This window comes from Paracoccus sphaerophysae, assembly GCF_000763805.1.
In the GTDB taxonomy this organism is placed as follows: Bacteria; Pseudomonadota; Alphaproteobacteria; order Rhodobacterales; family Rhodobacteraceae; genus Paracoccus; species Paracoccus sphaerophysae.
Map to the genome: position 1 here is coordinate 1 of NZ_JRKS01000032.1, position 20,498 is coordinate 20,498.

At 69.5% G+C, this 20,498-nt stretch carries 17 protein-coding genes and 1 pseudogene; 12 read left to right on the forward strand and 6 right to left on the reverse strand.

Annotated features, from left to right (window positions below; genetic code table 11):
• Both IC63_RS18475 and IC63_RS10240 read left to right on the forward strand, forming a co-directional pair.
• Nucleotides 1-1,189, forward strand: a pseudogene (locus IC63_RS18475) (hypothetical protein); the annotation flags it as partial.
• Between the two features lie 5 nt (nt 1,190-1,194).
• On the forward strand, nt 1,195-2,337 hold the full coding sequence (locus tag IC63_RS10240) for a glycosyltransferase 61 family protein (protein WP_156965438.1): 1,143 nt from the start codon (nt 1,195-1,197) through the stop codon (nt 2,335-2,337).
• Here the strand turns inward: IC63_RS10240 and mutS are convergent.
• Together mutS and IC63_RS10250 are read right to left on the reverse strand one after the other, a co-directional pair.
• Nucleotides 2,298-4,934: a DNA mismatch repair protein MutS gene (gene mutS / locus IC63_RS10245; RefSeq protein ID WP_036719878.1), complete on the reverse strand. Its 2,637-nt coding sequence runs from the start codon at nt 4,932-4,934 to the stop codon at nt 2,298-2,300. The genes IC63_RS10240 and mutS overlap by 40 nt on opposite strands.
• Before the next feature lie 99 nt (nt 4,935-5,033).
• Complete coding sequence (locus IC63_RS10250; protein WP_036719881.1) at nt 5,034-6,029, reverse strand: hypothetical protein; 996 nt, start codon at nt 6,027-6,029, stop codon at nt 5,034-5,036.
• Between the two features lie 254 nt (nt 6,030-6,283).
• Here IC63_RS10250 and IC63_RS10255 point away from each other — a divergent pair, with 254 nt between their 5' ends.
• Nucleotides 6,284-8,566 (forward strand): NADP-dependent malic enzyme, encoded by a 2,283-nt coding sequence (locus tag IC63_RS10255; RefSeq protein WP_036719884.1) that lies wholly within the window; start codon nt 6,284-6,286, stop codon nt 8,564-8,566.
• A 100-nt stretch (nt 8,567-8,666) separates the two neighbouring features.
• Here the strand turns inward: IC63_RS10255 and trhO are convergent, their stop codons facing one another.
• The gene (trhO, locus tag IC63_RS10260) at nt 8,667-9,554 is read right to left on the reverse strand and encodes an oxygen-dependent tRNA uridine(34) hydroxylase TrhO (RefSeq protein ID WP_036719887.1); all 888 of its coding nucleotides are present in this window, start codon (nt 9,552-9,554) and stop codon (nt 8,667-8,669) included.
• Between the two features lie 83 nt (nt 9,555-9,637).
• Here trhO and pncA point away from each other — a divergent pair, with 83 nt between their 5' ends.
• Nucleotides 9,638-10,231 carry a bifunctional nicotinamidase/pyrazinamidase gene (gene pncA, locus IC63_RS10265; RefSeq protein WP_036719890.1) on the forward strand — a complete coding sequence of 198 codons (594 nt, stop codon included), beginning with the start codon at nt 9,638-9,640 and terminating at the stop codon, nt 10,229-10,231.
• Entirely contained in the window at nt 10,228-11,550 is a 1,323-nt protein-coding gene (gene pncB, locus IC63_RS10270) for a nicotinate phosphoribosyltransferase (RefSeq protein ID WP_084115732.1), read from the forward strand. The genes pncA and pncB overlap by 4 nt, the downstream gene beginning before the upstream one ends.
• Before the next feature lie 87 nt (nt 11,551-11,637).
• Here the strand turns inward: pncB and IC63_RS10275 are convergent, their stop codons facing one another.
• A complete protein-coding gene (locus IC63_RS10275; protein ID WP_036719944.1) occupies nt 11,638-12,096 on the reverse strand; it encodes an Lrp/AsnC family transcriptional regulator in 459 nt (152 codons plus the stop codon).
• 152 nt (nt 12,097-12,248) lie between these two features.
• On the opposite strand from IC63_RS10275, the gene ald reads away from it, so the two are divergent.
• Complete coding sequence (gene ald, locus IC63_RS10280) at nt 12,249-13,367, forward strand: alanine dehydrogenase (RefSeq protein ID WP_036719893.1); 1,119 nt, start codon at nt 12,249-12,251, stop codon at nt 13,365-13,367.
• Nucleotides 13,368-13,423: 56 nt separating this feature from the next.
• Here the strand turns inward: ald and mscL are convergent, their stop codons facing one another.
• Nucleotides 13,424-13,864, reverse strand: a complete 441-nt coding sequence (mscL, locus tag IC63_RS10285) for a large conductance mechanosensitive channel protein MscL (protein ID WP_036719896.1) — start codon at nt 13,862-13,864, stop codon at nt 13,424-13,426.
• A 99-nt stretch (nt 13,865-13,963) separates the two neighbouring features.
• Between mscL and IC63_RS10290 the strand changes: the two genes are divergently transcribed.
• The 3 genes from IC63_RS10290 to IC63_RS10300 all read left to right on the forward strand — a co-directional run bounded on the left by IC63_RS10290 (nt 13,964) and on the right by IC63_RS10300 (nt 16,331).
• Nucleotides 13,964-14,674, forward strand: coding sequence for a glutathione binding-like protein (locus tag IC63_RS10290; protein WP_036719899.1), 711 nt, complete (start codon nt 13,964-13,966; stop codon nt 14,672-14,674).
• A 62-nt stretch (nt 14,675-14,736) separates the two neighbouring features.
• Nucleotides 14,737-15,132 (forward strand): CopG family transcriptional regulator, encoded by a 396-nt coding sequence (locus IC63_RS10295; RefSeq protein ID WP_036719901.1) that lies wholly within the window; start codon nt 14,737-14,739, stop codon nt 15,130-15,132.
• Between the two features lie 26 nt (nt 15,133-15,158).
• Complete coding sequence (locus IC63_RS10300; RefSeq protein ID WP_036719947.1) at nt 15,159-16,331, forward strand: extracellular catalytic domain type 1 short-chain-length polyhydroxyalkanoate depolymerase; 1,173 nt, start codon at nt 15,159-15,161, stop codon at nt 16,329-16,331.
• Here the strand turns inward: IC63_RS10300 and IC63_RS10305 are convergent.
• Entirely contained in the window at nt 16,324-17,286 is a 963-nt protein-coding gene (locus IC63_RS10305) for a LysR substrate-binding domain-containing protein (RefSeq protein WP_084115734.1), read from the reverse strand. The genes IC63_RS10300 and IC63_RS10305 overlap by 8 nt on opposite strands.
• Nucleotides 17,287-17,376: 90 nt before the next feature.
• On the opposite strand from IC63_RS10305, the gene IC63_RS10310 reads away from it, so the two are divergent.
• From IC63_RS10310 to IC63_RS10320, 3 genes are read left to right on the forward strand one after another with little or no spacing between them, the layout of a single operon-like run.
• On the forward strand, nt 17,377-18,222 hold the full coding sequence (locus tag IC63_RS10310) for an FAS1-like dehydratase domain-containing protein (protein ID WP_036719904.1): 846 nt from the start codon (nt 17,377-17,379) through the stop codon (nt 18,220-18,222).
• Nucleotides 18,219-19,391, forward strand: coding sequence for an acyl-CoA dehydrogenase family protein (locus IC63_RS10315; RefSeq protein ID WP_036719906.1), 1,173 nt, complete (start codon nt 18,219-18,221; stop codon nt 19,389-19,391). Before IC63_RS10310 ends, IC63_RS10315 begins: the two co-directional genes overlap by 4 nt.
• Nucleotides 19,391-20,476, forward strand: coding sequence for a CaiB/BaiF CoA transferase family protein (locus IC63_RS10320; RefSeq protein WP_036719908.1), 1,086 nt, complete (start codon nt 19,391-19,393; stop codon nt 20,474-20,476). The genes IC63_RS10315 and IC63_RS10320 overlap by 1 nt, the downstream gene beginning before the upstream one ends.
• Nucleotides 20,477-20,498 lie beyond the last annotated feature (22 nt).

The following is a 20,498-nucleotide window of genomic DNA, read 5'->3' on the forward strand; positions in this document are numbered from 1 at the left end:
TGCCTATGCGCTGGCGGTGCTGGCGGTGGTGTTCCTGATTGCCCCCCGGCTGATGGGGGCGGGCTTTGGCCTGTCGCTGCCGGCGAATCGCGGCAAATCGCCGCGCGCGCCGGCGGACGGCATCCCGGGCGAAAGGCGGCTGGGCGGGGGTTGTACGCCCGCCGCCGCCCCTGCCGGCTTTGCCGAGGCCCCGGCCGCCCCGCCCGTGGCCGCGGGTCTCGCCCACCGCCAGACAGCCGACGAAGAGACGCTGGACGACGACACCGCCGCCCCGGCGCCGGCCACCGTCGCCGCGCCCGCGTGGCTGACCGACCTGCGGGCCGGGCCGCACCACAAGGGGTTCTACCAGTCCTTCGACGACTACGCGGCGAACTTCGTGGAACGGTCAGCCGATCATCTGGTGGTCAGCTTCGACAACCTGTCCTCGGTGCGCGACGATCCGGTGGATCGGGAAAGCTGGGGATATGGCTTTATCCGCAAGAACGGCTGGTCCCACATGGGCGTGATGGCGTTCAAGCCCAGCTGGTATCGTGACGACGACCTCATCGATTATCTCAAGTCGCTGGCCGAGGACGGTTTCTTCCGCCGTTATCGCTCGGTCACGATGATCGGCACGTCCATGGGCGCCTATGCCGCAACCGCCTTTGCCTCGCTGGCACCGGGCTGCGGGGTGGTGGCGTTCTCGCCGCAATCCTCACTCAGGAAAAAGCTGGTCCCGTGGGAGGAACGCTTCGCCCCCGGCCGCCGCGCCGACTGGAAGGGCGATTTCGCCGATGGCGCGGTCGAGGTCCACGCCGCCGACCGGGTCTGGCTGCTGTATGATCCGCTGTTCGAACCCGACCGGATGCATGCCGACCGCTACCAGGGCCCGAACATCATTCGCCTGCGCGCCCGCTATGCCGGGCACAAGACGGCGCTGTTCCTGCGCCGCGCGGGGCTGTTGTCCACCGTGGTGCGCGAGGCCGTCGCCGGCACCCTGGACGAGCGGCGCTTTTACGAGTTGTACCGCACCGGCCGCCTGCTGCCCTGGTATCTCAACGGGATCGGCGACCGGGTCGGCAATTCGGGTCGCCGCGACCGGCTGGACCGTGTACAGGGCATCATCGAACGCCTGGGCCGCCCGCAGGTCGCGCGCTTGATCGGCCAGCGTTTCTCACAGTCCGAATTCCCCTCACAGCCAGAGGCCTGACCCCCGTGCCCCTTTCGCTAGAAGATCCCCGGGACGAACTCGTCCTAGTCGAGAATGCCATCGTGGTGCCGCCGCCGGCCGAAAGCCGCACCCGCCAGCAGAAATCCGGCGTGCTCACCGCCGATGGAAGCTTCGTGGAAAACTCGATCAGCTGGGGGCGCAGCACCGACACAGTGAACGCCGCCCCCGACATGCCCGACCCCGACACGATCGAGGACCTGCCCGGCACCTGGATGTATGCCGGCATCGCATATGGGCATTTCGGCCATTTCATCGTCGAAAGCATGTCCCGGGTCTGGGCGATGGACGAGCTGCGTGGCAAGATCGACGGGCTGATCTTCACGCCCAAGGTCATCAAGCCGACCGCCGACCGGACGGTGCAGGTCTATGAACCGATGATGCGCGCGCTGGGCGTCGATGTCCCGGCCCGCAACACCATCGTGCCCTTGCGGGTCGAACGGCTGTATGTCCCCCGCCAGGGCTTCGGCATGCACGACCTGATCGTCGGCAGCGAACGCTTCCGCAACTACATGAAGGCCGAGGCCGGCAAGGGGATCGACCCCAAGGGCGCGGAAAGGATCTATATCTCGCGCACCCGCCTGCCCGCGAACCGGGGCGGCCTGCTGGGGGAATCGGTGCTCGAGGCGCTGCTCGCCGCCGAGGGCTATGCGATGTATCACCCGCAGAAGGAAACGCAAGTTGACCAGATCGCGCAATACAAGGCGGCGCGCGACATCATCTCGGTCGATTGCTCGCCGCTGCACCTGGTGGGCTATGTCGGCAACGCCGACCAGCGCATCGCCATCCTGACCCGGCGCAGCATGGATATCGCCAGGTCGATGGTGAACCAGCTGCGGACCTTCAACGACAGCGATGCCTTCGAGGTCAACACGCTGGTCCGCGACTGGGTGCCCGGCAAGGCGCATCGCGCGGGCCGCAGCTCGTTCGGCGAGATCGACTTCCCCCGGACCTACGCGGCGCTCAAGGCCAAGGGCATGATCGCGTCCGAAACCCCGTGGCCGGCGCTGACCGACGAACAGCGCACGGCCGATCTGGCCCGCATCGAGGAACTGCACGGGATCAAGTTCAACGCGCTGGAAGATACCGGTCAGCCGCTGGAAGACGAAAACAGCGACGCCAGTTCGTAAACCAGGTCCAGCGCCTCGCGCGGGGTCAGCGCGTCGGGGTTGAGCCCCTTCAACCGCGCCTCGACCGCTGATTCCTTCGGCGCGGGCTTTGGCGGCGCCGGGGGCTGGACGCGGAACAGCGGCAGGTCGTCGATCAGCGCCGCGGGCCGCGCCCCGCCCTCGCGGGCGCCGGCTTCCAGCGCGGTCAGGATCTCGCGCGCGCGGTCCACCACCGCGGGCGGCAGCCCGGCCAGCCGCGCCACCTGCACGCCGTAGCTGCGGTCGGCGGCGCCCTTGCGGACCTCGTGCATGAACACCACCTCGCCATCCCATTCGCGGACCGCGACGGTGGCGTTCTCGACCCCGGAAAGCTTGCCGGCCAGCTGGGTCATCTCGTGGTAATGGGTGGCGAACAGCGCCCGGCAGCGGTTCTGGGCCTGCAGGTGTTCCAGCACCGCCCAGGCGATCGACAGCCCGTCCCAGGTCGCCGTTCCGCGGCCGATCTCGTCCAGGATCACCAGCGCGCCGGGGTCGGCCTGGTTCAGGATCGCCGCGGTTTCCACCATCTCGACCATGAAGGTCGACCGCCCGCGAGCCAGGTCGTCGGCCGCGCCAACGCGGCTGAACAGCTGCGTCACCAGCCCCAGATGCGCCCGCGTGGCGGGGACGAAGGCGCCGGCCTGGGCCAGCACCGCGATCAGCGCGTTCTGCCGCAGGAAGGTCGATTTCCCGGCCATGTTCGGCCCGGTGAGCAGCCAGATCGCCGGGGTCGCGCCTTCGGTCAGCGGGCAGTCATTGGCGACGAACGCCTCGCCCTTGCGCTTCAGCGCCCGTTCCACCACCGGGTGCCGCCCACCTTCGACGATGAAGGCGCGGCTGTCGTCCACATGCGGCCGGGTCCAGCCCTCGCCCGCCGCGAGGTCGGCGAAGGCCGCCGCCACGTCGATCTCGGCCAGCGCCCGCGCCGCCTGCCCGATCTGCGCGGAGCGGTCCAGCACCGCGGCGACCAGCCGGGCGAAGATGCCGCGCTCGATCTCCAGCGCGCGGTCGCGGGCGTTTAGGATGCGGGTCTCCAGCTCCGACAGCGGCAGGGTGGTGAAGCGGATCTGGTTGGCGGTGGTCTGGCGGTGGATGAAGGTCTCGTTCAGCGGCGGGGCCAGCATCCGCTCGGCATGGGTCGCGGTGGTTTCAATGAAATAGCCCAGCACGTTGTTGTGCTTGATCTTCAGCGAGGACACCCCGGTCTGAGCGACATAGTCGCCCTGCATCCGGGCGATCACGCCCCGGCCCTCGTCGCGCAAGGCGCGGGTCTCGTTCAGGTCGGCGTCGTGGCCGGCGGCGACGAACCCGCCGTCGCGGGCCAGCAGCGGCGGCTCGGCCACCAGCGCGTCGTCCAGCAGGCCGGTCAGCGCGTCATGCCCGACCAGATCGGCGGCCGCGGCGGCCAGCAGCGGGTCGCCGTCACCCAGAATCGCGGCGATGCGCACCGCCTGCGTCAGCCCGGCGCGGATCGCCCCCAGATCGCGCGGGCCGCCGCGGTCCAGCGCCAGCCGCGACAGCGCGCGGTCCATGTCCGGCACCCGGGCCAGGGCGTCCCGCAGATCGGCGCCCAGCCGCGGATCGTCCAGCAGATGCGCGACCGCCGCCTGCCGGCGGTGGATGTCGGCCAGATCGCGCGACGGCGCGCTGATCCGCCGTTCCAGCAGCCGCGCCCCGGCCGCCGTCACCGTCCGGTCGATGGCCGCCAGCAGCGAGCCCTCGCGCCCGCCCGACAGCGCCTGTGTCAGTTCCAGGTTGCGCCGCGTCGCCGCGTCGATCGCCATCACCCCGGCGCCGCTTTCCCTGACCGGCGCCAGCAGGCGCGGCATCCGCCCGCGCTGGGTCAAGGCGAGGTAATCGGCGATCGCACCCATCGCCGCCAGCTCGGCGCGCGAGAACTGGCCGAAACCGTCCAGGGTCTCGACCCCATACAGATCGCACAGCCGCCGCACCGCGGCGGTGGAATCGAAGCTGGCCGGGGACAGCTCGGTCAGCGCCGCCCCGGCCTCGGCCGCGACCTCGTCCAGCCGCGACCCGTCCACCGCGAGCAATTCCCGCGGCGCGTGGCGCGCGAGTTCCGGCGCCAGCCGCGGCAGCGGACAGGGCGCCACCCGCAGCGCCCCGGTCGAGATGTCGACCCAGGCCAGCGCCGAGTCCTCGCGGACCACCGCGAAGGCGGCGAGGAAATTGTGCCGCCGCGCCTCCAGCAGCGATTCCTCGGTCAGCGTGCCGGGCGTGACCAAGCGCACCACGTCGCGTGCCACGACCGACTTGGACCCGCGCTTCTTGGCCTCGGCCGGGTCCTCCATCTGCTCGGCGATGGCGACCCGGAACCCCTTGCGGATCAGGGTCAGCAGATAGGATTCGGCGGCGTGGACCGGCACCCCACACATCGGGATCGGCTGGCCCTGATGGGTGCCGCGTCTGGTCAGCGCGATGTCCAGCGCCGCGGCGGCGGCCACCGCGTCGTCAAAGAACATCTCGTAGAAATCGCCCATGCGATAGAACAGCAGCGCCCCGGGATTGGCATCGCGGATCGCCAGATACTGCGCCATCATCGGGGTCGGCTGGTCGGTCATGCGGGCCTCGGGCAAACTCGGCCCGTTCTAGAACCGCCGCCCGGCAAAGGAAACTGGACCGGCTGGCACATGCCGGACCAGATGTCGGGTGGGAATGACCTAGCCGACCTGGCGGCGAAACCCGTCGATCATCAGCCGCAGCCGCAGCAGCAGGCTGTGCTTTGGCTTGTCGGGCAGCGGGATCTCGGCCAGCATCGACTGGGCCAGGAAAATCGGCAGGATGCTGTCCAGTTCGCGCGCCGGCACCGCGCCGCTGTCCAGGAACGCCCAGTAGTCGGCCGCGTCGATCCCGTAGTGAAATTCTGTCTTCCCGGTCTTGTCGCGCAGCTGCAGCATCGTCAGGAAATGCGCCGCGTCGCGCGCGATCGACATCCAGGTTTCGTGGTCGAGATCGAAGCCCCAGAAATCGCCGGCACTGAAATGCAGGTTCCGCGCGATGAAGTCGCCGTGCGAGGCCGCATACAGCACCGGCGCGCCGGCGAATTCGGCCGACTTCGCGGCGACGTAGCCTTCCAGGAACGCGACGCGGTCCCGGTCCTCGGCCGCGAGGTTGTCCGAGAGGTTCAGCGGCGGCATCAGCATCGTCGCCGGATCGAAGGGCCGGAAGTCGCGCCGGGCGGAACAATAGCGCCTGAGCCAGCGCCCCGCATCCAGCAGCAGCCGGGCGCGGCGCACCGGCTCGGCCCGCATCAGGGTCCGGGTCAGCGACACGCCCGGCGCGCGCTCGGTCACCAGGATGCCCGCCTCGGGCGACGAGACCAGGTGATCGGCGACCCGCAGCCTGCCCTGTGACATCAGCGTGCGCACGGCGAGAATTTCGTCCCGCATGGCGCTGATGCGCGCGTCCCGATCGGGGGTGACCACGTGCTTGACGATCGCGTCCTGGCCCCGCCAGGTCGCGGAAAAGACGCGGCGATCGGCCATGCACTTGATCGCATGACCCAGTTCCAGTTCGGCAAAGCGGTCGTCGGCCCGCAGCGCGGTTGCGACCGCGCGACGGGCGTTCGAGCCGCGCCGGGCGGCAATCTCGCGGCGCAGCAGGGCCTCGGCAGAAACGCGGTCGCGGGAAGCGGGAACAGGGGCAACTTGGTCCATTTGGCCGAGTAGGGACCGAAATTCACAGAACTGCCACATAACGTTTTGGTCAGAACGGCGGAAACGAACAAAATACACGGCAAAATAATGCCTCCGCCATGCGAGCCCGGGGATTTGGCGCAATATTCCAACCAAGGTTGCAACGTGCGGCTTTGCTCGCGCCGCGGTCAGGCCCGGTGATTCGATCCCGCGGGCAGTTGAGCCGCCCCCCTCGCCCGGCTAGACACGGCATCAAGCACGGGGGGACAGCACGCATGACCGACAGCAACGCGCCACGCAGATCGCGCATCACGCCGGAAGAGGCGCTGGCCTATCATCTCGAACCGCGTCCGGGGAAATTCGACGTGGTGCCCTCGACCCCGATGGCGACCCAGCGCGACCTGAGCCTCGCCTATTCCCCCGGCGTCGCGGTCCCGGTCGAGGCGATCGCCGCCCGCCCGGAACTCGCCTATGACTACACCACCAAGGGCAACCTGGTGGCGGTCGTGACCAACGGCACGGCGATCCTGGGGCTGGGCAACCTCGGGGCGCTGGCATCGAAGCCGGTGATGGAGGGCAAGGCGGTCCTGTTCAAGCGCTTCGCCGACGTCAACGCCATCGACATCGAACTGGACACCGAAGACCCCGACGAGATCATCAAGGCGGTCAGCCTGATGGGCCCGACCTTCGGCGGCATCAACCTGGAAGACATCAAGGCGCCGGAATGCTTCATCATCGAAAGCCGCCTCAAGGAGCTGATGGACATCCCCGTCTTCCATGACGACCAGCACGGCACCGCGGTGATCTGTGCGGCGGGGCTGATCAACGCGCTGGAACTGTCGGGCAAGCGGATCGAGGACTGCAAGATCGTGCTGAACGGCGCCGGGGCGGCGGGGATCGCGTGCCTGGAACTCCTCAAGGCGATGGGCGCGCGGCCGGAAAACTGCATCATGGCCGACACCAAGGGCGTGGTCTGGCAGGGCCGGACCGAGGGCATGAACCAGTGGAAATCCGCCCATGCCGCGGTGACCGACGCCCGCACGCTGGACGACGCGATGCGGGACGCGGACGTGTTCCTGGGCGTCTCGGCCAAGGGCGCGGTGACCCAGGCGATGGTCGAATCGATGGCCCCGAACCCGGTCATCTTCGCCATGGCCAACCCCGACCCCGAGATCACCCCCGAGGAAGCCCACGCCGTCCGCCCCGACGCCATCGTGGCCACCGGACGGTCGGATTATCCCAACCAAGTCAACAACGTGCTGGGCTTTCCGTACCTGTTCCGCGGCGCCCTGGACATCCACGCGCGCGCCATCAACGACGAGATGAAGATCGCCTGCGCCCGCGCCCTGGCCGAACTGGCGCGCGAGGACGTGCCGGACGAGGTCGCCGTCGCCTATGGCCGCAAGCTGACCTTCGGCCGCGACTACATCATCCCGACGCCCTTCGACCCGCGGCTGATCCACGTGATCCCGCCGGCCGTCGCCAGGGCCGGGATGGACACCGGCGTCGCCCGGCGCCCGATCATCGACATGGAGGCCTACGTCCAGTCGCTCAAGGCGCGGATGGACCCGACCGCCTCGATCGTGCAGGGCGTCCATGCCCGCGCCCGTCAGGCGCAGGCGCGGATGATCTTCGCCGAAGGCGACGACCCGCGCGTGCTGCGGGCGGCGGTGGCGTGGCAGCGCGGCGGCATGGGCCGGTCGCTGGTCGTGGGACGCGAGACCGATGTCCGCGAAAAGCTCGCCGCCGCGGGCCTCGCCGACGCGATGCGCGAGATCGAGATCGTCAACGCCGCCAACACCCCGCATCTGAACCAGTATCACGACGCGCTGTATGCCCGGTTGCAGCGCAAGGGCGTGGACCGCGAGGACGCCGGCAAGCTGGCCAACCGCGACCGCCACGTCTTTGCCGCGCTGATGCTGGCGCATGGGCATGGCGATGGGCTGGTGACCGGCGCGACCCGCAAGAACGCGCATATCCTGGCCCAGATCGGGCAGGTGTTCGACGTCCGCCCCCAGGACGGCGCGGTCGGCATCACCGCGGTGCTGCACAAGGGCAAGATCGTGCTGATCGGCGACACGCTGGTCCATGAATGGCCCGAGGCCGAGGACCTGGCCGACATCGCCACCCGCGGCGCCCACGTCGCCCGCAGCCTGGGGATGGAGCCGCGGGTCGCGTTCCTGTCCTTTTCGAACTTCGGCTATCCGCTGTCCGAACGGGCGATCAAGATGGCTCAGGCCACCAAGGTGCTGGACGCCCGCGGCGCCGATTTCGAATACGAGGGCGAGATGACCGTGGACGTGGCCCTGAACCCCGAGGCGGCGGCCAAGTATCCGTTCTCGCGGCTGACCGGCCCGGCCAACGTGCTGGTGGTTCCGGCGCGCCATTCGGCCTCGATTTCGGTCAAGCTGCTGCAGGAACTGGCCGGCGCGACGGTGATCGGCCCGATCCTGACCGGCGTGCCGAAGCCGATCCAGATCTGCTCGACAGGCTCGACGGTGAACGACATCCTGAACATGGCCGCGATGGCCGCCAGCGGGATCGGCCAGGTGAAATGACGGGCGGCGTTCGCCGACCCGCCCCTCACCCGTCGCCGGCGTCACGCGGTGATCTTCTGTCCGGAAATATCCCCGCCGGAGGCACCTTCGGGCGCAACGCTCACCCGGCGAACAGCTCGCCCCGCGCAACCTGCCGCTGCCGCTCCCTGAAGCGGGCCCGGTCGGCGTCGGAATACTCGTCCACGCAGCGATGGCAGCAGACGCCCTCCTCATAGTCCAGCCGCGCCGTGTCCTCGGGCGCCAGCGGGCGGCGGCAGGCGTGGCACAGCAGATGCCCACCGGGCGCCAGCCCGTGCGTCAGGCTGACCCGCTGGTCAAAGACGAAGCAGGCGCCGTCCCACAGGCTGTCCTGCTCGGACACCTCTTCCAGGTATCTCAGGATGCCGCCTTGCAGGTGAAACACCTCCGCGACCCCCTCACCCAGCAGGAAGTTGGTGGATTTCTCGCAGCGGATGCCGCCGGTGCAGAACATGGCGATGCGCTTGCCGGCAAAACGATGCGCGTTGTCGCGCCACCACGCCGGAAAATCGCGAAAGCTGCGCGTCCCCGGATCGACCGCGCCGCGGAACGTGCCGATGGCGACCTCATAGTCGTTGCGGGTGTCGATCACCGCCACGTCGGGGGCCGAGATCAGCGCGTTCCAGTCCGCCGGCGCCACATAGCGCCCGACATGGGCGGTCGGATCGGTCCCCGGCACGCCCATCGTGACGATCTCGCGCTTCAGCCGCAGCTTCATCCGGCCGAACGGCATCGCCGCGGCGGCGCTTTCCTTCCAGACCAGCCCGGCGCAGCCCGGCATGGCGCGGATATGGGCCAGCACGAGGTCGATCCCCTCGCGCGTCCCGGCGATGGTGCCGTTGATCCCCTCGGGCGCCAGCAGCAGGGTGCCCCGCACGCCGGCGCTCTCGCAGACCGACAGCAGCGGCGCCCGCAGCGCGGCCGGGTCCTCGAAACGGGTGAAGTGATACAGCGCGGCCACGATCAGCATGGGACGCGACCTAGCCGCGGCGCAGCATTGACGCAACCGGCAGCGGTTCCTACGGTTCACCGCGCGGCAACGGGGGAGATCTCATGCGGGCCTTGATCGTCATCGACATGCAGGTCGATTTCTGCCCCGGCGGCGCGCTGGCGGTGGCGGGCGGCGACGAGATCGTGGGGGCGATCAACGACCTCATGCCCGATTTCGACGCCGTGGTGCTGACCCAGGACTGGCACCCGGCCGATCACGCCAGCTTTGCCGACAACCACCCAAGGGCCGAGGCTTTTTCCACCGTGCAGATGCCCTATGGCCCGCAGGTGCTGTGGCCGCGGCATTGCGTGATCGGCTCGGCCGGGGCGGTCTTCCACCCGGCGCTGGCCACCGACGTGGCCGACCTGGTGATCCGCAAGGGCTTCCGCCCCGGCATCGACAGCTATTCGGCCTTCTTCGACAACGACCACGCCACCCCCACCGGGCTCGCCGGCTATCTGCGCGACCGCGGGCTGGACGACCTGACCTTCGTCGGCCTCGCGCATGATTTCTGCGTTGCCTGGTCGGCCATCGACGCGGCGCGGCTGGGCTTTGCCGCCACGGTGATCGAGGACGCCACCCGCGCCATCGACCTGAACGGCTCGCGCGCCGCCGCCCGCGACGACATGCGCGCTGCCGGAGTGTCCCTGGCATGATGATCCCGACCGTCGACATCGCCACCCGCGTCTATAACCACAAATGGAAGATCGACCCGATCGTCCGGTCGCTGATCGACACCGACTTCTACAAGCTGCTGATGTGCCAGTCGGTGTTCCGCAACCGCCCCGACGTGGACGTGGAATTCAGCCTCATCAACCGCACCAAGGCCATCCGCCTGGCCGACCTGATCGACGAAGGCGAGCTGCGCGAACAGCTCGACCATGTCCGCAGCCTGCGGCTGGCGCGCGGCGAATCGACCTGGCTGCGCGGCAACACCTTCTACGGCAAGCGGCAGATGTTCCGCTCCGACTTCATGACTTTCCTCGAAAACCTGCAGCTGCCGGAATACGAGCTGCAGAAGAAGGACGGCCAGTACGAGCTGACCTTCCACGGCCGTTGGCCCGAGGTCATGCTGTGGGAAATCCCCGCGCTCGCCATCATCATGGAGCTGCGCTCGCGCGCGGTCCTGCGCGACATGGGCAGGTTCGAGCTGCAGGTGCTGTATGCCCGCGCCATGACGCGCCTGTGGGAAAAGATCGAAGCGCTGCGCGCGCTTGGCCCCGACCTGCGCATCGCCGATTTCGGCACCCGCCGCCGGCACAGCTTCCTTTGGCAGGACTGGTGCGTCCAGGCCATGAGCGAGGGGCTGGGCAACGCCGACCAGGGCGGCCGCTTCATCGGCACCTCGAACTGCCTGATCGCCATGCGCCGCGACATCGAGGCGATCGGCACCAACGCCCACGAACTGCCGATGGTCTATGCAGCGCTGGCCGACACCGACGCGGAACTGCGTCAGGCGCCCTACAAGGTGCTGGCCGACTGGCACGAGGAACATGACGGCAACCTGCGGATCATGCTGCCCGACACCTACGGCACCCGCGGCTTCCTGGACGGCGCGCCGGACTGGCTGGCCGGCTGGACCGGCCTGCGGGTAGATTCCGGCGACCCGGTGGCGATCACCGAATACGCCATCGCCTGGTGGAAATCCCGCGGCGAGGACCCCACGCAGAAGCTGGTGATCTTCTCGGACGGGCTCGACGTGGCCGAGATCAAGTCGCTGTTCGAACGCTTCCGCGGCCGGGTCAAACCCAGCTTCGGCTGGGGCACGCTCTTGACCAACGACTTCCGCGGCCTGGTCCCGGGCGACGGCCTGGCGCCGTTCAGCCTCGTCTGCAAGGCGGTGGCCGCGAATGGCGAGCCCACGGTCAAGCTCTCTGACAACCCCGCCAAGGCCACCGGCCCGGCCGAGCTGATCGAGCATTACAAGCAGGTTTTCGGCGTGGGGGAACAGGCCGCGCAGACGGTGCGGGTCTGACCCCCCGCCAGTCGATCTTCTGTCCCCAAATATCCCCGCCGGAGGCTCCCACCCGCGCCGCTGGCCACCACCGCCGCGGTCCGCAGGCTACACCGGCACCGCCGTCGTGTGCTGCACCGTGCGCAGCGAAAATGACGACTGCATCTGCGCCACCCCCGGCAGCCGCGCCAGGTGCTGACGGTGGATGCGGGCGAAGTCGTCGGTGTCCACGGCCAGCACCTTCAGCAGATAATCGGCCGAGCCTGCCATCAGGTGACACTCCAGCACGTCCGGGATCGCCCGCACCGCCTTTTCAAAGGCGTCCAGCGTCGCGTCGCCCTGCCCGGACAGGGTGATCTCGACGAACACCGTCGTCGTCCGGCCGAGCTGGCGCGGGTCCAGCAGCGCCACGTACCCGGCGATGAAGCCGGTCTCCTCCAGCCGCTGCACGCGGCGGTGGCAGGCGCTGGCCGACAGGTTCACCCGCTCGGCCAGATCGGCATTGGAAATCCGGCCCTCCTTCTGAAGGACGGTCAGGATGCGGCGGTCGGTTGCGTCAAGGGCCAGTTGCACGGCGACTTCCTGTCTGAATGGCGCTCTCGACGCGGATTTATTCGAAACTACCCCCTCGGCGTCCCGCAGAAAAACGATTTCTTTACGGCAAAGGATGTCAGCATCCGGTCCGGGGACTCGGTTCGAAGTCCACAGGGAGAGACAGGATGAAGATCGGTTGTCCGAAAGAGGTGAAACCGCAGGAGTACCGCGTGGGCCTGACCCCGGACGCGGTGCGCGAGGCGGTGTCGCGCGGCCACGAGGTCACGGTGGAAACCGGCGCCGGGCTGGGCGCGGGCTTTGCCGACAGCGACTATCAGGTGGCCGGCGCCGAGATTGCGCCCGACGCGGCGGCGGTGTTCGCGGCCGCCGAGATGATCGTGAAGGTCAAGGAACCGCAGCCCGCCGAACGCGCCCTGCTGCGCGCGGGGCAGGTGCTGTTCACCTATCTGCACCTCGCCCCCGACCCGGCGCAGACCGCCGACCTGCTGGGCGCGGGCGTCACCGCCATCGCCTACGAGACGGTGACCGACCGCAATGGCGGCCTGCCGCTGCTGGCGCCGATGTCCGAGGTGGCGGGCCGGCTCGCCCCGCAGGTCGGGGCATGGACGCTGCAAAAGGCCAATGGCGGCCGCGGCGTGCTGCTGGGCGGGGTGCCCGGCGTGCGGCCGGCGCGCGTGGTCATCATCGGCGGCGGCGTGGTCGGCACGGCAGCGGCGCGGGTGGCGGTGGGGATGGGGGCGAACGTCACCGTGCTGGACCGCTCGGTCCCCCGGCTCAGCTACCTGGACGACATCTTCATGGGCAAGCTGACCACCCAGTATTCCAGCGCCGGCGCCATCGCCGACCTGCTGCCCACCGCCGACATGGTGATCGGCGCGGTGCTGATCCCCGGCGCGGCTGCCCCCAAGCTGGTCAGCCGGGCGCAGCTGTCCTCGATGCTGCCGGGCGCGGCGCTGGTCGACGTGGCAATCGACCAGGGCGGGTGCTTTGAAACCTCGCGCGCCACGACCCACCAGGACCCGATCTACGAGGTCGACGGCGTGATGCATTACTGCGTGGCGAACATGCCCGGCGCGGTGGCGCGGACCTCGACCCAGGCGCTGGGGAACGCCACCCTGCCCTTCGTGCTGGCGCTGGCCGCCAAGGGCTGGCGGCAGGCGCTGGCCGACGATCCGCACCTGCGCGCGGGGCTTGCCACCCATGCCGGCCGGCTGGCCTCGCCGCCGGTGGGCGAGGCGCTGGGGCTGGAGGCCGTGACCCCGGACGAACTGCTGGCGTCGTGAAACGAATAGAGGCGGCCCTGCGTAGGACCGCCCCCTGATCTTGCGGCGAGCGTCGCTCAGACCGTCGGGCGACCTGCCAGCAGGTCGCGGATCTCGGCCAGCAGGGCTTCCTGCGACGGGCCTGCAGCGGACTCCTCGGCCACCTGCTTCTTCATCGCGGCGTCCTTGATCTTGTTCACCATCTTGACCAGCAGGAACACGATGAAGGCGATGATGAAGAAGTTGATGATCGCCGAGACGAACGAGCCCCAGGCGAAGACGTTGGCGCCGGCATCCTTGGCGGCCTGCAGCGAGGCGCCCTCGGGCACGGCCACGCCGTTCAGCACGACGTAGTTGCCGCTGAAGTCGGTGCCGCCGGTGATCACCCCGATGATGGGGTTGATGACGTCGCCCACCAGCGAAGTCACGATGGCGGTGAAGGCAGCGCCGATGATGATACCGACGGCCATGTCCATGACATTGCCCTTGGCGATGAAATCGCGAAACTCTTTGATCACTGGATCGTCCTTGTGTGGTGCCCCGCAGACCCGGGACATGATGCCGCGGCCCGCTAGCACACCGGCCCCCGCTTAGCAATTGTAACCAAAGGTTGACAGATGACTGACCCCCTGAGCGACTTTCCGATCACCCGCCGCTGGCCGCCGCGCCGCCCCGAAGCGATCCAGCTTTACACGCTGAACACGCCGAACGGCGTCAAGGCCTCAATCATGCTGGAAGAATGCGGGCTGGACTATGACGCGCACCGCATCGACATCGGCGACGCCGCCGCGGACCAGATGACGCCCGAGTTCCTGGCGCTCAATCCCAACAACAAGATCCCGGCGATGATCGACCCCTACGGGCCGGGCGGCCAGCCGCTGGGGCTGTGGGAATCCGGCGCGATCCTGCTGTACCTGGGCGACAAGACCGGCCGTTTTCTTCCGAAGGACGGCGCGGCCCGCTGGCACACGGTGCAGTGGCTGATGTTCCAGATGGGCGGCGTCGGGCCGATGTTCGGGCAGTTGGGCTTCTTCCACGCCTTCAAGGGCCGCGAGATCGAGGACAAGCGCCCGCGCGACCGCTATGTGGCCGAATCTCGCCGGCTGCTGGGGGTGCTGGACCGCCAGCTCGAGGGCCGGGACTGGATCACCGGCGACTACTCGATAGCCGACATCGCCACCGCACCGTGGGTGAACAACCTCGTCAACCGCTACAAGGCCGGCGATCTGGTCGGCGCGGACGACTTCGCCAATGTCGCGGCCTGGGTGGACCGGTTCCTCGCCCGCCCGGCGGTGCAGCGCGGCCTGGTGGTCGGCGCAGAAAACTGACCGCAACGGGTTGACTTGCTGCGCTGCAGCATCCATCTGCCATCCATACGGATGGTGGACGGATGGGCGACGCGATGGAAAACGAAAAGATCACGATCAACCTCGGCCATGTCGACCTGGGTCGGATCGACCTGCTGGTGCAGGAAGGCTTCTACGCCAACCGCAGCGATTTCATCCGCACCGCGATCCGCAACCAGCTGACCGCGCAGGCCGACGCCGTGGCGCGCTCGATCGAGCGGCACACGCTGGAACTGGGCCTGCACGACATCACCCGCATCGAACTCGAGGCCGCGCTGCAGGCCGGACGGATGCTGCATGTCCGCGTCGTGGGCCTCGCCCGCATCGCCGGGGACGTGCCGGCGGACCTGGCGCGGCAGACCATCGGCTCGATCACCGTGCTGGGGGCGCTGCAGGCGCCCGCGGCAGTCAAGGCGGCCCTCGCCGACCGGATTTCGTAAAGGGGGGAATGATGGAAAGGACGATCATGGACCACTCATTCGCCGCCGCCATGCGCCGCGCGATGGAACAGACCCGCGGCGGCGACCCGACCGCGGCCACGCGCACCATCCAGTCGGCGCTGGGGATCTGCCCGGCCGGTGCCAGCGGGGCAGAGCCCGCGGCGGGACCGCTGATCGAGGGCGCCGCCCGGCGCGTCGATCCGGCCGCCGCGGCGGAAAGGCCCGCGCGGCGCCCGGCGGCCGACCTCGCGGACCCGGCGGCGCCCACGATCTCGGCCCGGCTGCCGCGGCTGCGGCTGGGCAAGGTCGTCGACCTGCTGAAAGGCGGCGTCGGCCGGCTCGCACCCGCGCACGGCCCCGCGCCGGCCCCCGAGCCGCCCGAGGGCGCGCGCTGGGAACGCCACAGCTTTCGCGGCACGGCCGGGGCGCGGGATTACCGGCTGTATGTCCCCGCCAGCCTGCCGGACGGCCCGCAGGGGCTGGTCCTGATGCTGCACGGCTGCACCCAGAACCCCGAGGATTTCGCCGCCGGCACCCGGATGAACGACCAGGCCGAGCGTGCCGGGCTGATCCTCGTCTATCCCGAACAGACCCGGGCCGAGAACCCGCAGGGCTGCTGGAACTGGTTCCGCCCCGGCGACCAGAGCGGCAGGGCGGGCGAGCCCGCGATCCTCGCCGCGCTGGCGCTGGACGTGGCGGAGCGGTTCGAGGTGCCGCGGGACCGCATCTTTGCCGCCGGCCTGTCGGCGGGGGGGGCGATGGCGGCCATCCTGGGGACCGAGCGCCCCGAGGTGTTCTCGGCCGTGGCCGTCCATTCCGGCCTGCCGGCCGGGGCCGCGACCGACGTGGCGACCGCCTTTGCCGCGATGCGCAGCGGGGCCGCGGGCCGCAAGCCGCTGAAGGCGCGGACCATCATCCTGCACGGCACCGCCGACGCCACCGTCGCCCGCGCCAATGGCGAGGCGGTGTTGGAAGCCGCCAAAGCCGCCCACCCGGGGCGCGAGGACACCCGGTCGGACCTGACCGGGCGGCCGTGGCGGGAAACCGTAATCCGCGACGGGGGCGGGAGGCCGATGGTGGCGCATTGGCAGGTCGAGGGTCTGGGCCATGCCTGGTCGGGCGGCGACGCGCGGGGCAGCTATGCCGACCCCAAGGGGCCGGATGCCTCGGCCGAGATCGTGCGCTTCTTCCTCAGCTGAGCGCGCCCTCGGCGGCTGGCCCGCTTTCGGCTGGCCCGCCGTTTCCGGCAGACCCGCCCCCGGCCCCACCCGCGCGCATCGCCATCAGCTGGTCGATCAGCGCCCGGGCGGGCCGGGTCAGCGCCGAGCCCTTGCGGTGGACGACGCAGCGGTCGCGGATCGCCCAGTCCTCGGCCAGCGCGACCAGCGCGATGCGCATCGTCTGCGCGTGCCGGCGCGCGGCCGATTCCGGCACCACGCCGATCCCCACCCCGCCCTCGACCATCCGGCACATCGCTTCGAAGCTGCGGACCTTGACCCGCAGCGCCCGGTCATAGCCGTGGCGGTCCATCAGCCCGCGCAGGAACGCCAGCAACGTCGAGCCCTCGTGAAGGCCGATATGCGCAAAGCCCAGCGTCTCGGCAAAGGCCACGGTGCCGCGGCCGGAGAGCGGATGGCCCACCGGCGTCGCCAGCACCAGCCGGTCGGTGGAAAACACCGCCCGGTCGAGGCCCGTCCAGTCCAGCTCGCCCGACACCACCCCCAGATCGGCGGCGCCGTCGCGGACGCCGCGCAGGATGTCGTCGGTCAGCCTTTCCTGCAGGTCCACCGTGACCCGGGGGCGGGTGGCGAGGAACAGGGACAGCGCCTCGGGCATGAACTCGGTCACCGCGGTGGTGTTGGCCAGCACCCGCAGCTGGCCGCTTTCCTCGCCCTCTCCGGTCAGTTCATCGCGCATCGCGGCGACTTGCGCGAGGATCAGCCGGGCATGGCGCAGCAGGGTTTCGCCGGCGTCGGTCAGGGTCACGCCGCGATTGCCGCGAACCAGCAGCGGCTGCGGCAAGCCGGCCTCGATCGCCCTGATCCGGGCCGAGGCGGCGGGCGGGGACAGGAAGGCGCGGCGGGCGCCGGCGGTCAGGTTCCCGGCCTCGGCCACCTGCACGAACAGCCGCAGATCGTCCAGATCGACATGCATCAGCGTTCTCCCGTGCCGAACGCAGCCTTACTGAAATGCGAATTTTCCTAAGGCGCAAGTCCTGCGATACCGGGGGGCGGAGGTGCACGGATGAGCCAAGACCTGACCGACTGGACCGGCCGCAGCGAGACCGCGACCGACCTGCTGCGTCCCTTCCCCGCCGACGCGCTGGCCGCGACGCTGGACCGCGACGAGACCTATCCCGAGGGCGTCGCTTTGCCCGACCTGTGGCACTGGCTGTATTTCCTGCCGCTGCACAGGCTGTCAGAATCCGGCCGCGACGGCCATGCCGCCAAGGGCGGGTTCCTGCCGCCGGTGCCGCTGCCGCGGCGGATGTGGGCGGGGTCGCGCTTTCGCTTCCTGCGGCCGCTGACCATCGGCGCCGAGGCCACCAAGACCTCGACCATCGCGCGGTTGGAACCCAAGCAGGGCCGCTCGGGCCCGCTGTGTTTCGTCACCGTCTCGCATGACTTCCGCCAGGACGGGCAGCATTGCATCGCCGAGGAACACGACATCGTCTATCGCGAGGACCCGGCCCCCGGCGCCCCCGCGCCCGTGGCCCAGCCCGCGCCCGAGGGGTCGGATTTCAGCCGGACCATCCATCCCGATCCGGTGCTGCTGTTCCGCTATTCGGCGCTGACCTTCAACGGCCACCGCATCCATTACGACCAGCCCTACGCAACCGGGGTCGAGGGCTATCCCGGCCTCGTCGTCCACGGCCCGCTGCTGGCGACGCTGCTGCTGGACCTGCTGCGCCGGCAGACCGATGCGCCGGTGGCCGAGTTCAGCTTTCGGGCGCTGACGACGATCACCGACACCGACGATTTTTCCATCCACGGCGCGCGCCGGGACGACGGCTCGATCCGCCTGTGGGCGCGGCGGGCCGATGGCGCGCTGGCGATGGACGCCACCGCAACCCTGGGGGACGCAGCATGAGCCACGACCTGAGCACCGGCGCCGATCCGTATCATGACATCCGCGACGCCGTGCGCGCGCTGTGCGCCGAGTTTCCGCCCGAATACCACCGTCGCGTGGACGAAGCCCGCGGCTATCCCGAGGAATTCGTGGACGCGCTGACCCGCGCCGGCTGGATGGCCGCGCTGATCCCCGAGGAATATGGCGGCTCGGGCCTCGGGCTGGCTGAGGCCTCGGTCATCATGGAGGAGATCAACCGGGCCGGCGGCAACTCGGGCGCCTGCCACGGGCAGATGTACAACATGAACACGCTGGTCCGGCATGGCTCGGAAGAACAGCGCCAGCGCTATCTGCCGCGCATCGCGTCGGGCGAGCTGCGGTTGCAGTCGATGGCCGTGACCGAGCCGACCACCGGCACCGACACGACCAGGATCAAGACCACGGCCGTCAAGCGCGGCAACCGCTGGGTCATCAACGGCCAGAAGGTCTGGATCAGCCGCGTGCAGCATTCCGACCTGATGATCCTCTTGGCCCGCACCACCCCGCTGGACCAGGTGCAGAAGAAATCCGAGGGCATGTCGATCTTCCTCGTGGACATCGCTGCGGCGATGAAATCGGGGATGGAGGTCAAGCCCATCGCCAACATGGTCAATCACGAGACCAACGAGCTGTTCTTCGACGATCTGGAACTGCCCGAGGACAGCCTGATCGGCGAGGAAGGCAAGGGCTTCAAGTATATCCTGACGGGCCTGAACGCCGAACGCACGCTGATCGCGGCGGAATGCATCGGCGACGGCTACTGGTTCACCGACAAGGTGGTGGCCTACGCCAAGGAGCGGGTCGTCTTCGGCCGCCCGATCGGCCAGAACCAGGGCGTGCAGTTCCCCATCGCCGAGGCCTTCATCGAGATCGAGGCCGCGAACCTGATGCGCTGGGACGCCTGCCGCCGCTATGACGCGGGGCTGCCCTGCGGGGCGCAGGCGAACATGGCGAAATACCTCGCCGCCAAGGCCAGCTGGGAGGCCGCGAACGCCTGCATCCAGTTCCACGGCGGTTTCGGTTTTGCCAACGAATACGACGTCGAACGCAAGTTCCGCGAAACCCGGTTGTACCAGGTGGCGCCGATTTCCACGAACCTGATCCTGTCGCAAGTCGCCGAACACGTGCTCGGCCTGCCGCGGTCGTTCTGATGGGACCGCTGTCGGGGCTGACGGTGGTGGCCATCGAACAGGCGGTCGCGGCGCCGTTCGCGACCTCGCGGCTGGCCGATGCGGGGGCACGGGTCATCAAGATCGAACGCCCCGAGGGCGACTTCGCCCGCGGATATGACGACGTGGCGAACGGGCAGTCCAGCTATTTCGTCTGGCTGAACCGCGGCAAGGAATCGGTCGCGCTGGACCTGACCTCCGAGGCGGGCAAGGCCGCGCTGACCGCGCTGCTGGATCAGGCCGACGTGCTGGTCCAGAACCTCAAGCCCGGGGCGCTGGCGCGGCTGGGGTTTCCGCCGGAGCGGCTGGCCGCCGAGTGGCCGCGGCTGATCGCCTGTTCGATCTCGGGCTATGGCGAGGACGGGCCGATGGCCGACCGCAAGGCCTATGACCTGCTGATCCAGGCGGAATCGGGGCTGTGTTCGATCACCGGCGGGCCCGAGGAACCGGCCCGCGTCGGGATCTCGGTCGTCGACATCGCCACCGGCGCGACCGCCCACGCGGCGATCCTGGAAGCCTTGATCGGGCGCGGGATCACCGGCCGGGGGGCGGCGATCAGCGTGTCGATGTTCGACGTGATGGCCGACTGGCTGACCGTGCCGCTGCTGAACCACGAAGGCGGGCGCACGCCGCAGCGACTGGGCATGGCGCATCCCTCGATCGCGCCCTACGGGGTCTTTACCACCTCGGACGGGGTGCCGATCCTGATGTCGATCCAGTCCGACCGGGAATTCGCCAGGCTGGCGCGCGACTTCATCGGCGCGCCCGAGATGGCTGACGATCCCCGCTTTGCCACCAACGTCGCCCGGGTCGCGAACCGGCCCCGGACCGACGCGGCCGTGGCCGCCGCTTTTGCCCGACGCAGCGCGGCCGAGGCGACCGCGGCGCTGGCCGCCGCCGACGTGGCCTTTGCCGCCGTGAACGACATGGCCGGGCTGTCGGCCCATCCGCATCTGCGCCGCATCAGCGTGGACACCCCGAACGGCCCGGTCAGCTATCCGGCGCCGGCCGCGCGGACCTTGGGCGAAACCCGCCGCTACGGCCCGGTGCCCGCCCTGCCGGGGTGACGTTTTCGACAACCCGGCGCGA